This window comes from Kitasatospora sp. NPDC001660 (genome assembly GCF_053596725.1).
In genome coordinates, this window is record NZ_JBSFGU010000098.1 from 1 (window position 1) to 10368 (window position 10368).

Here is a 10368-nt window from a genome sequence, read left to right on the forward strand (position 1 = left end):
TCAGTTGCGCTCGCGTCACACACCACGGTCTACCGGATCAGGACCCGCCGCGAAGGTGAATCACACAGATTGATCACGACCGAATACGTGCCCTACGGCCGTTCGGCGAACTGGGCATCGAATGGTCGTCCTTCGACGGATGACGTCGCCACGACCCGCCACCACCTCGACACGCACGCCAGGCGACGAGACGGCGGCCGGTCAGGCTGCTCGCCCCCCAGAACGCGCTGTCACACCCTGACAGTACGCTCGCGCCATGAGCGTCTCCCTCTACTACCACGCGAGCCGGGCGGAGCCGCTGACCGGGGTCGAGACGGCCGCCATCCAGCGCATCGTCGCCGCCCGCGCGGCCTCCTTCCCGTATGCGGACGAAGAGCAACTGTTCCTCTACAGCGCAGAAGGAATCGACCCGGACGAGATCCTCGCCGGATCCACCAAACTGCCACTTGATCCCGACCGGCTGCTTCCGGTGATCACCCACATCCTGGGCTCCCTCACCCACCTGCGTCGCACCCTCGAAGGCGAATGGCACGTGCACCTGGACGACGTGGACCTTCCCTGGGACGAATCCGAGGGCTATGTGTTGCCCGACACGGACGGCACAGGTCGTGCGGCGGCCGAGCCGACCGGTACCTCGCATTCGACGCCGAAGTCTTCGCGAAGGAACCACCCCGGAACACCTGATGGGTGCATGCGCAGGGTCAGGTCCTTGCGTCGAGGCCCCGGGTGATCACGGTGAGGATGGTGTCGAGCACGGGGCCCATGTCCTGCGGGTCGACGTGGAGGCGGTCGGCGCGCCAGCTCAGGGCGAGGACGCCGTTCATGGCGGCCCACAGGGCGTAGGCCGTGGCCCTGGGGTCCAGGTCGGGGTTGAAGGAGCCGTCGGCGATGCCGTCGCGCAGTGCTGCGGTGAGTTTGGCGTTCTGTTCGTCGACGAGGTCGGCGATGCCCTTCAGTGACCCGGCGTCGGCGGGGGGTTCGGCGAGCAGCCGGAAGTGGTGCGGGCGTTCGAGGGCGAAGCGCGCGTAGGCGTCGGCGGCCAGCAGGATGCGTTCGCGCGGGGTGCCGGGGGTGGCGTAGGCGGCGTCCATGTACTCCCGGTTCTCCCGGAAGGCCCGCTCGGCCACCGCGACGAGGACCGCGGATCTCCCGCCCACCCGGTTGTAGACCGTCTGCACGGCCACGTCGGCACGTTCGGCGACCGCCTCCAGGGTCAGCGCCGTGGGCCCGCCCGCGACGAGGATCGCCTCCGCCGCTTCGATGATCGACTGCCGCGTCGCGGCGGCTCGGCGGGCCGTTCGGGAGGTCTCGTTCGCTGCCACAGGGCGACTTTACAGAACCCCGAGATTTTACGCTCTTCCACGGTTGGAACTCGTTCCAATACTGTGTCTGTCGGTGTGGCCGGAACGGATGGGTTGTGGTGGCGGCGGAGGACCGCGGATTTCGAACGGCGTGGAGTCGGGGTTCCGGCCTGGTGGCGTCCCGAGCGGGCGGTCGTCAGGGCCGACCGGACGGCGGATGGTTCTGATGGCGGCGGGATGGGCCAGATCGCCTCACCTCGACGCCGTGCGTCGACGAGCGGCCGCCAGGCGGGGTTCACCGGCCCTCCCGCCCTGGCCGCGTCGACGTTGCGGAAGAACAGACCCGCGAAGATCACGTCCATCCGCTCGATGAACGCGGCATCCTGGAAGAACCCGTCGGTGAGCTTGGCGCCCACCAGCTCGGTGACTCTCAGGTACATCCGGTTGCCGCGGAGCGCTCACGCCAACGCTCGCGCAGCCGCCGGTCCACGATGGATTCCGCAGCGCGAACCCGGGCACCGGGATGCTGACCTCGGACCGGGGCGGACGCGTCGCGTCACAAGGCCTGCTGCGGTGCCGCCTTCGGCCGCAGCTCCGGAGGCAGCGGCTGGGCCCGGGAGCGGAGGACGGCGGTGCCGCGGGCGGCGTCGAAGGCCGCCACCGGGTCGGGGACGCTGGTCCAGGGCCAGCTGCCGCACCACGGGCCGACCGCCCGGAACTGCTCCAGGGCGACGTCGAACTGCTTCGCCTTCAACGCGTAGTGCGCGAGCAGGTGCCGCAGCGCCGGCAGCCGCTCGTCGTCCGGCCGTACCTCTGCCAGGGCCTGCGCGACCCGCCGCAGCCGGGTCTTCGCGTCCTTGCCGGACAGCAGCTCCTTGTGCGCCCCGCGCAGCTCCATCTCGCGCAGGGCGTGCAGGTAGACGGCAGGCAGGAGGCTGCCGGGCGGGGCGGCGTCCATCGCGTGCCTGGCGAAGCCCAGCATCTGTTCGTGCGAGCCGAACCACTTGGCGCACCAGTACTGCAGGCCTTGCACGTGGGCCTCGTAGTGATGCGGTGCCCGCCGGTGCAGCCCGACCCACAGTTCGGCGAAGTGTTGCGGCACGTACTGGCAGCCGCGTGCCGCGGTGACCATGACCGCCCAGGGAGCCGGGTCGGCCGGGTCCAGCTGGGCGGCGTTCTGGGCCGCCTTGAGGGCGGAGCGCACCATGGAGCGGAAGGCCCGCATGTCCGCGTCGGGTACCTGGTGCGCGTATCCGCTGCCGCGGATCGCCCACGCGGCGTGCACCATCCGGTGGGCCTCCAGCGTCGCCGCGTCGCAGCTGCCCGGGTCGGCCGCTCTCCAGGCCTTCAGCCAGCGGTCGTCCTCGTCGGCGATGGAGTCCAGCAGCGACAGGCGCGACCAGCGCTCGTCCCAGTCCTGCCCGGCGGCCTCGACGTACGCGGCGGCCGGCTTCCAGTCGCCGCGCCAGGCGGCGTCGGCTATCGCCTGCGCCTCCTTACGGCGGGGCGGCGGCTGTGGCGGGCCCGCGCGCCGGGGGTCGAGCCGCTCGCGTGGGACGAGCCCGTAGGCCGCCGCGTCGTAGTCGACCTGCGCTGGAGCCAGTTCCCGGAGCCGCCAGTCCCGGGACTTGTGGACCCTGTGGATCACCACGCATACGGCGATGACCAGCAGATTGCCGATAAGAAGAAGGTAGGTCACGACGGAGCATCATGGTCGGTCGTGCGGACACCGACAAGGCGGTTTATCGGTGCCGCGCGGCAGGATGGCCCCGTGATCAACGTTGCGGCCCCGCAGCCCTCACCATCCTCGGCAGAGGAACCGGAGTCCTGGGTGGCCGGCCTGGAGCGCCGCCTGGGCAGACCGGGCACCGCCTGCTGCGTCGAGCCGAAGCTGGACAGCCTCGCCGTGGCCGCCCGCTACCGGGCCGGGCGGCTCACCCAGCTGCCCACCCGGGGCCGACAGCCCGGCGGGCGAGGACATCACGCACGCCGCTGCCGTCCTCGGCCTGAGCCCGGCTCACCGACGCTGGACATCTCTCGGGACCGCCGCTCACCCTACGTCCCGCCGCCGACGGGCAGGGCCGGGTAGTGCAGCTCCAGGCCGCCGACGTCCGCGGGCGCATCGAGAACCTGGAAGGCCTGCACGTCCACGACCGCGCCGACTTCTGCGGCCCGCACCCCCCTCCAGGTGATCATCGACGTGTCCGCACTCGGCACCACCGGCTACCGGGGCGGGGACTGGCTGCGCTCCCACCACCAGGTCGATCTGCACGTGTGCGACCATCGGCGCATCAGCGCTCAGCTCACCCACGCCGACACCACCACCGCCACCACCGACCGCCTCCTGGCCGCGCTCGGCGAACTCGCTGATGCCACCGGCCAACTGACCCCGGCCCCGGCCGTGGAGGTGCCCGACCCGGGTGAGCTGCGCCTGGAGCAGGTGATGTTGCCGCGCGACGCGTTCTTCGGCCAAACCGAGCAGGTCCCGATCGGCAAGGCGAGCGGCCGGATCAGCGCCGAGATGCTCAGCCCCTACCCGCCGGGCATCCCCGCCGCGGTGCCGGGCGAGCGCCTCAACGACGCTGTCCTGGACTACCTGCGCAGCGGCGTGCGGGCCGGGATGCTCGTGCCCGACGCCGCCGACCCCGGCGTGAAGAGCGTGCGGGTGGCCGTCGAAGACTGACCAGGCCGACGGCCTGCTGCCTACGTTCGGGCTGGCGCCCCGGCGCGGCGCCGGCCGCGGTGCAGCGCGATCCAGGGCAGCAGCAGCCAGCAGACGGCGAACCAGAGTACGACCACGCCCGCGACCGCCCAGGCCAGCGGCGATCCGGTGGCCACGTGCAGCAGCAGCGCCAACGCCGCCCCCACGGTCACCCCGAGCAGGACGAGACCGAGGGTGACCAGCTTGGCGCCGGCGCGCACGAGTTCGGGCATCATCTGGTGCCCGGCCAGGAAGCGGTGGAAAGCCACCGGCGCGATCAGCGTGCCGGTGGCCAGAGCGCCCACGACCACCGTGACCTGGTACAGCGTCCGGTCCGCCGGGCTGATCTGCGCATACCTGGGGGTGAACACGACGCTGATCAGGAACCCGAACAAGATCTGCGCCCCGGTCTGGGCCACGCGCACCTCCTGCAGCATCTCGTTCCACTTGCGGTCTGCCTTCTCCTCGGCCTCCTGCTCCTGCTCCTGCTCCTGCTTGTCTTCGCTGCCGCTCACCGTGCGCTCCGTTCCCGGGCGTGGCCGCCCACCCGGGATCCATGATCGGCGATCACCAGGGGCGCTCCCGGAACGGCAGGCCGGTCGCCGTCCTGCCCACGCCCGCGGGGGGTGTCCCGGCCGGGCACCGCGGTGATCGCAGGCTTCCCGGCCGGGCGGTGCGCCAAGCTGCGGCAGGGCGACCTCAGCCGCAGGCTGCCGTCGGCGCCCGGAATGATCTTGCGGCAGCGGACGTGTGCCACCGCCCGGGTTCGGTCCCCTGCGGCCCCGGACTCGAAAGAGGGGCACAGCGGTGAAGGGACCGGTGCGCGATGGCACAGGAGACGCAGGTCGCGCTGGCCCAGTTTCTGGAGCGATCGCACACCGTGTCCCCGCGCCAGGTGCCGCAGCTGGTCAGCGGGACGGCGCGCCGGTTGGGGATGGCGTCGGCGAGCGTCTACCTGGCCGATGTGCAGGAGGACCAGTTGGTACCGCTGCCGTGCCCGGGGCAGGACGAGGGCGAGCCGATGGCGATCGAGGGGACGGTGGCCGGGTGGGCGTACCGGACCATGTCGTCGCACCTGTCTCACCGCCGGCCGCTGTCGGTGTGGCTGCCGCTGGTCGACGGTATCGCCCGGATCGGCGTGCTCCACGTGGCCGCCGACCAGATCACGCCCGAGATGCTGGACGGCGCCACCCAGCTGGCCGCGGTGACCGCGCTGACCGTCGTGTCCAAGAGCGGCTTCAGCGACCTGTTCAGCCGTACCGCCCGCCAGCGGCCAGCGGGCGCTGGCGGCTATGACGGGGGTCAGGTCTGTGGACACGGCGATCGCTCCCTTGCGGCAGGCTCGCCGGTATCCGGTGGGTCGGCGTGTGCGAGCTGGGGTGCGCGGGGCCGAGCTGCCCCGTTCGTGGCCGGCCAGTCCAGGCACAAGGGGTCTGCCGGGGCATGACGGCGGTCACGTTGTGCCCGAACGGGCGCTGCGGGGCCGCCAGTCGTGCCGCCGGCCCCGGTGGGACGGGCTGCTTGCCGGTGGTCAGGACCTGCCGCGGCCGGTGACGAAATCGCGGGCCCGGTCCACCAGGCCGACGCCGGGCGCCAGCAGCTTGCTGGCGGTCGGGCTGCTCGGCGCGGAGGGGTGCGGGCGGGTGGGCGCCATCGACTTCGCGCGGCGGATCTTGTCCCCGAGGTCGTTCAGCTGCTCGGGGGTGCAGGCCCGGGCGAGCATCGGGAAGAGGTTGTCCTCCTCGTCCTGGACGTGGGCGGCGACCTCGCTCATCAGCTGCTGCAGCAGCGTGTCCATCCTGGCGTCGCCGGTGTCCATCTGCTCCAGCTGCTTGAGGATCTTCTCCACGCGGGAGTGGTCCTCGATCTCCTTGTCCGCCAGCTGGTCGCCGCCCCGGATGTGCTCGCGCACCGCCGGGTAGAGGTACTGCTCCTCGGCCACCGAGTGGCGCACCAGCTCGATGGTGACCTCGTCGATCTTCTCGCGCAGCTCCTGGCCGCCGCCGGTCATCTCCTGGATCCGGGCGAACATCACCTCCACCTCGCGGTGGTCGGCCTTCAGTTCCTCGATCACGTTTCCGCCATGGCCCATCGCCGTGTCCGCCTTCCGTCATGGGCCGGGTCGTTCCCGGCCCGAGGAGCAGTGATCCCCGTCCCGCGCTGCCCGGGTGGGCGAGTCGCTCGCCTGCCACCCGATCGGCCGCGCCGCCTGCGCATCCGCGCCGGGGCGCGGCCGGGTTTCAGCCGTTGTCGAGCAGCTGCCGCACGGCCTGTTCGCTCGCGCCGTGCGCGGCGCTGGCCCCTGGGCGGGTGTCCTCGCCGAGGTGGCCGAGATCCACGGCGATGGTGCGACCCTGCTCGAAGAGCTCGATCAGCTGCGGGTTGATGTAGGAGGCCCGGGCGACGGCCGCCGTGTTGCCCAGGTAGTGGGCCACCTCGCGCACTGCGCGGGCCTCGGCCCGGCGCCGGGCCGCCTGGCTGCCATCGGCGCCGACCTGCTGGGAGGCGGCCAGGGCGATGGCGGCCAGGACGGTGGCGTGCCAGGTCCGCACGTCCTGCGCGGTGACCTCCACTCCCGCGGCCTGGGCCAGGTAGGTGTTCAGGTCCGCGCCGTGCACCTGGTGCCACTGGCGGTGCTGCCAGAAGGCGAGCAGCCGCTCGCCCTGCCCTCGGCGGCGCAGCAGGGCGGCCACGACCGCCTGGCACGCCGGTTCGCGGACCAATTGCTCGCGCCGGCGTCCGCTCTTGGCCGGGAAGTCGAACAGGATGGCGTCCCGCTGCAGCCGTACGTGCTCGCGGCGCAGGGTCGTCAGCCCGAAGCTCCCGTTGGCTGGGCGTAGCAGTCCGAGCCGATCCGGAACAGCCCCAGGTCCAGCAGGCGGGCCGCGCAGCCCAGGACCCGCTCGCGGCACAGCCCGCGGTGCTTCAGGTCGGCGCGGACCTGTTCTCGCAGGGCGGGTAGGCGGGCCGCGACCTTAAGGACGTGGTCGTGCTTGGCGGCCTCGCGCTGGGCGCGGAAGGCCGGGTGGTACAGGTACTGGCGGCGCCCGGCGGCGTCGGTGCCCAGCGCCTGCGTCCGTTGGGCCGTGGGCAGATCCACACCTGGCGCCAGGCCGGCGGGATCGCCAGGGCGCGCAGCCGGGCGAGCTCCTGCGGGTCGCTCACCGGGCTGCCGTCCTGCTTCAGGTAGGAGAATCCGCGCCCGCGGCGCACCCGCCGCCAGCCCGCACCCTCAAGATCACTGGTCCGCAGCCTCACGCCCGAGCGCCTACCCGCCGACCGGCGCAGTCAACGACGGGCAGGGGCGGCGCGGCGTGTGGCCGGGGGCGGGGCGGGCAGGCGCACACCGGAACGCGTCGACGCAGCGAGGCGGCGCACACGAGCGATCGGTGGCACAGACGATGGCAGGCACCGTGCACCAGCACCGTCCGGCTCCGGGCGGCGAGATGGGCTTGATCGATCTCGCCCGGCTGGACATCTACCTGAACGACCACATGGCCGGCGCCACCGCGGGAGTGCAGCGCGCCCGGCACCTGGCCCGTGCCACCAGCGGCTCGGCGCTGGGCGGCGCGATGGGCCCGCTCGCGGCCGACATCGCGCAGGACCGCGAGAGCCTGCGCGACATCATGCGCGCGCTCGGCCTGCCGGTACGCCGCTACAAGGTGTGCGGGGGCTGGTTGGCGGAGAAGGCCGGGCACCTCAAGCTCAACGGCCGCCTCGTGCGGCGTTCCCCGCTGAGCACCTACCTGGAGCTCGAGCTGATGCGCACGGCGGTGGAGGGAAAGACGGCAGGATGGCAGACCCTGCGCCAGCTGTCCGCCGCCCACCCGCTCCTGGACGCGGAGGTCCTCGACGAGCTGCTGCAGCGGGCCGCCCACCAGCAGCAGGTCCTGGAGCACTGGCGCCGGCGCCAGATGAGCGCCGGCTTCGAAGCCCACTGACCCATGCCCTGGCCTGCCTCCCCTACCGGGCTCCGGTGGTGCCCTTCTCCTTCTCCCAGACGATCCGCTGAACCACCGCTGCCGAGATCCACACCTGTGCCGCACCGCCTTCGGGCCGCACTCGCACCCAGCGGCCGGTCACCCGCACCCGGCCGGACAGGTGCGACAGCGCGCCCTGCGGCCCCGGCGCCTCGCCCTTGCGGCAGTACACCGTCGCCCGTGCCCACGTGTGACCGCCCATGCCCTCAGTCTCCGCCCGGCGCGGCCCCAACGGGCGAGCGGGCAGATCCCGTCGGGTGTACCCGCACGGTGGGCACGCGGGTCGCCGCCTACGTTCGGGGTAGGCGCCGACGGCGCCCCGTACCCCATCGAGGAGGACATGCCATGCCTGCCGACTCGAGCAAGAAGCGCGAACGCCAGTACGAGCACATCAAGGACAGCGCCCTGGACCGCGGCGAGAGCCAGAAGCGGGCCAAGGAGATCGCCACGCGCACGGTGAACATGGAGCGGGCCCGCTCGGGCGAGTCGAAGACCGCCAGCCGAAGCTCGGTCAAGGACGCCTCCTCCTCCAAGCGCAGAGCCCCGGGCGAGGGTGGCGAAGGCGGGCAGGTCCTGGGAATCGCTGTCAAGGAGCTCGATTGAGTGACAGTGGACAACTCGGCGGTGAGGGCACCCGGTGCTCCGAGCGAGGGATGTCGCTGGGTTTTGAGAGCATTCGGGTGATTGCTTCGGGGCCGTGATTGTGCTGTCGGGCTCGGGTGCTGGTGAAGGCCCGGCCCGGGGGCTGCTGGTGTGAACCGGCGGTGTGTCGGTTCGATGGGGGCCGTGGCCCCTGGTCGCGTGATCGACAGTGGCGGAAGGCGATCCCTCGCCGAGAGACCCTCTTCTGTCTTCTGGAGTTGATCGTGACGTTCTCATTGCCGGGGGCCGTTGGTCGGCGCGGTCCAGGTGCCGGGCATCGTGCCGGTTCGGCCGGGCGTCGGGGCCGGGTGCTGGCCGTGGCGGCCGGTGTGTTCTGCGCCGCGGCCGTCGCCCCGGTGGCGCTGTCCGTGCCCGCCCACGCGCAGGGCACCTGTACGGTGTCCGGCCCCACCACCACCTGTACGTTCGCCTTCACCGGCGCCGAGCAGACCTTCACCGTCCCGAACGGCGTCACCCAGGTCGACGTCACGGCGACCGGCGCCGGCGGCGGCGTGGAGGACAACGGCGTCGGCGGCGGCCGGGGTGCCCAGGTGTCCGGCACGCTCACCGGGCTGTCCGGCGGGCAGACCCTCTACGTCGAAGTCGGCGGCGCCGCCACCGGCGGCAGCCAGTGCGCCGGTAGCGCGCAGTGCACCGGCGGCTTCAACGGCGGCGGCAGCACCCACTTCGGCGGCGGCGGAGGCGGGGCCTCCGACATCCGCACCCAACCCAACACCACCCCCCTCACCACCACCGACTCCCGCCTCATCGTGGCTGCGGGCGGCGGCGGAGCCGGCTGGGCCGGCCAGTGCACCGGAAGCCTGGGCGGAGACGCCGGCCAGCCGGGCGCGAACGCGACCTGCAACGGAGGAAACGGCGGCGGGGCGGGCACGTCCACCCACGGCGGAGCCGGCGGCACCGGCGGCGGCGGGTTTTTCGGCGGTGGGCCCGGCACGCTCGGTGCCGGCGGCACCGGCGGCGGCCCGGGCGCCTCCCTGACCGGTGGCGCAGGAGGCGCCGGCTACTACGGCGGAGGCGGCGGCGGCAACATCAACCCCTTTATTAGTCCGAGCGGGGGCGGGGGTGGCGGAGGCGGCGGCTCGTCCCTGGTCCCCGCCGGCGGCACCGGCCCCACCGTCACCAGCGCCGCCGCGAGCATCACCATCAGCTACCTCACCCCGAAGCCAACCGTGATGACCACGTTGACGGCCTCCCCGACCCCGTCGCTCTTCGGGCACCCGGTCACGCTCACCGACACCGTCTGCCCCAACGGCGGCTCCACCGCGACCCCGACCGGCACCGTCACCTTCACCGACGGCGGCGCCACCCTGGGCACCGCACCACTGACCCCCGGCGGAGGCGACCACTGCGCCCAGGCGCAGCTGACCTGGTCGAACCTGCTGCCCGGCAGTCACACCCTGACCGCCCAGTACAGCGGCGACGCCACCTATGCGGCCCCCGCCGTGGAGAGCGCCACCCAGACGGTCAACTGCACGCGCACCGTCACCGGTTCCGTGGCCAGCGTCGTCGCCACCGGTGAGAGCACCTGCATCCTCGACGCCACCATCTCCGGCGGCGTCTCGGCCGGGGCGGGCACCGCCCTGTTCATCGGCAACTCCACCGTCCAGGGCAGTGTCTCCTCCTCTGGCTCCACCCTGGTCGGGGTGTGCGGCACCACCGTCAACGGCTCCCTGGCCGTCACCGGGGCGAGCAGGTTCGTCGTCATCGGCGATCCCGGTGACGA

Annotated in this window: 12 protein-coding genes and 3 pseudogenes; 6 read left to right on the forward strand and 9 right to left on the reverse strand. The window is 72.6% G+C overall.

All coding sequences use genetic code 11. The features are described from left to right. Positions 1–256 precede the first annotated feature (256 nt). Complete coding sequence (locus ACWCXH_RS38975) at positions 257–730, forward strand: hypothetical protein (RefSeq protein WP_449806259.1); 474 nt, start codon at positions 257–259, stop codon at positions 728–730. Here the strand turns inward: ACWCXH_RS38975 and ACWCXH_RS38980 are convergent. From ACWCXH_RS38980 to ACWCXH_RS38990, 3 genes are all read right to left on the reverse strand, one after another. Further along, on the reverse strand, positions 702–1322 hold the full coding sequence (locus ACWCXH_RS38980) for a TetR/AcrR family transcriptional regulator (RefSeq protein WP_449806260.1): 621 nt from the start codon (positions 1320–1322) through the stop codon (positions 702–704). The two genes, ACWCXH_RS38975 and ACWCXH_RS38980, sit on opposite strands and share 29 nt — an antisense overlap. Then, positions 1214–1741 carry a DUF5995 family protein gene (locus ACWCXH_RS38985; protein ID WP_449806261.1) on the reverse strand — a complete coding sequence of 176 codons (528 nt, stop codon included), beginning with the start codon at positions 1739–1741 and terminating at the stop codon, positions 1214–1216. The genes ACWCXH_RS38980 and ACWCXH_RS38985 overlap by 109 nt, the downstream gene beginning before the upstream one ends. Positions 1742–1857: 116 nt before the next feature. Continuing rightward, positions 1858–3000, reverse strand: a complete 1143-nt coding sequence (locus ACWCXH_RS38990; RefSeq protein WP_449806262.1) for a hypothetical protein — start codon at positions 2998–3000, stop codon at positions 1858–1860. A 401-nt stretch (positions 3001–3401) separates the two neighbouring features. Here ACWCXH_RS38990 and ACWCXH_RS38995 point away from each other — a divergent pair. After that, positions 3402–3984: pseudogene (locus ACWCXH_RS38995) on the forward strand (Orn/Lys/Arg family decarboxylase); the annotation flags it as partial. A 20-nt stretch (positions 3985–4004) separates the two neighbouring features. On the opposite strand, the gene ACWCXH_RS39000 reads toward ACWCXH_RS38995, so the two are convergent. Next, a complete protein-coding gene (locus tag ACWCXH_RS39000; RefSeq protein WP_449806263.1) occupies positions 4005–4517 on the reverse strand; it encodes a DUF6328 family protein in 513 nt (170 codons plus the stop codon). Between the two features lie 311 nt (positions 4518–4828). Here ACWCXH_RS39000 and ACWCXH_RS39005 point away from each other — a divergent pair, with 311 nt between their 5' ends. Continuing rightward, entirely contained in the window at positions 4829–5449 is a 621-nt protein-coding gene (locus tag ACWCXH_RS39005; protein ID WP_449806264.1) for a hypothetical protein, read from the forward strand. Between the two features lie 84 nt (positions 5450–5533). Here the strand turns inward: ACWCXH_RS39005 and ACWCXH_RS39010 are convergent, their stop codons facing one another. The 4 genes and pseudogenes from ACWCXH_RS39010 to ACWCXH_RS39025 all read right to left on the reverse strand — a co-directional run. Continuing rightward, positions 5534–6094 (reverse strand): hemerythrin domain-containing protein, encoded by a 561-nt coding sequence (locus ACWCXH_RS39010; RefSeq protein WP_449806265.1) that lies wholly within the window; start codon positions 6092–6094, stop codon positions 5534–5536. Between the two features lie 148 nt (positions 6095–6242). Beyond that, complete coding sequence (locus ACWCXH_RS39015; protein WP_449806266.1) at positions 6243–6914, reverse strand: hypothetical protein; 672 nt, start codon at positions 6912–6914, stop codon at positions 6243–6245. After that, positions 6812–7102: a hypothetical protein gene (locus tag ACWCXH_RS39020; RefSeq protein ID WP_449806270.1), complete on the reverse strand. Its 291-nt coding sequence runs from the start codon at positions 7100–7102 to the stop codon at positions 6812–6814. Before ACWCXH_RS39020 ends, ACWCXH_RS39015 begins: the two co-directional genes overlap by 103 nt. Positions 7103–7134: 32 nt before the next feature. After that, positions 7135–7260 (reverse strand): annotated as a pseudogene (locus ACWCXH_RS39025) (DNA topoisomerase IB); the annotation flags it as partial. A gap of 143 nt (positions 7261–7403) precedes the next feature. On the opposite strand from ACWCXH_RS39025, the gene ACWCXH_RS39030 reads away from it, so the two are divergent. Then, complete coding sequence (locus ACWCXH_RS39030) at positions 7404–7943, forward strand: hypothetical protein (protein WP_449806267.1); 540 nt, start codon at positions 7404–7406, stop codon at positions 7941–7943. Positions 7944–7965: 22 nt separating this feature from the next. On the opposite strand, the gene ACWCXH_RS39035 is transcribed toward ACWCXH_RS39030, so the two are convergent. Then, entirely contained in the window at positions 7966–8184 is a 219-nt protein-coding gene (locus tag ACWCXH_RS39035) for a hypothetical protein (RefSeq protein ID WP_449806268.1), read from the reverse strand. A gap of 143 nt (positions 8185–8327) precedes the next feature. On the opposite strand from ACWCXH_RS39035, the pseudogene ACWCXH_RS39040 reads away from it, so the two are divergent. Beyond that, a pseudogene (locus ACWCXH_RS39040) lies at positions 8328–8546 on the forward strand (plasmid stabilization protein); the annotation flags it as partial. A 395-nt stretch (positions 8547–8941) separates the two neighbouring features. Continuing rightward, a partial coding sequence (locus ACWCXH_RS39045; RefSeq protein ID WP_449806269.1) for an Ig-like domain-containing protein occupies positions 8942–10368 on the forward strand: 1427 nt, incomplete at its 3' end.

Excerpts from the sequence above, each read along its gene's own strand:
- ACWCXH_RS39010 (WP_449806265.1), bottom strand. The coding sequence starts at position 6,094 with ATGGGCCATGGCGGAAACGTGATCGAGGAACTGAAGGCCGACCACCGC.
- ACWCXH_RS38975 (WP_449806259.1), top strand. The coding sequence starts at position 257 with ATGAGCGTCTCCCTCTACTACCACGCGAGCCGGGCGGAGCCGCTGACC.
- ACWCXH_RS39030 (WP_449806267.1), top strand. The coding sequence starts at position 7,404 with ATGGCAGGCACCGTGCACCAGCACCGTCCGGCTCCGGGCGGCGAGATG.
- ACWCXH_RS39035 (WP_449806268.1), bottom strand. The coding sequence starts at position 8,184 with ATGGGCGGTCACACGTGGGCACGGGCGACGGTGTACTGCCGCAAGGGC.
- ACWCXH_RS38985 (WP_449806261.1), bottom strand. The coding sequence starts at position 1,741 with ATGTACCTGAGAGTCACCGAGCTGGTGGGCGCCAAGCTCACCGACGGG.
- ACWCXH_RS39005 (WP_449806264.1), top strand. The coding sequence starts at position 4,829 with ATGGCACAGGAGACGCAGGTCGCGCTGGCCCAGTTTCTGGAGCGATCG.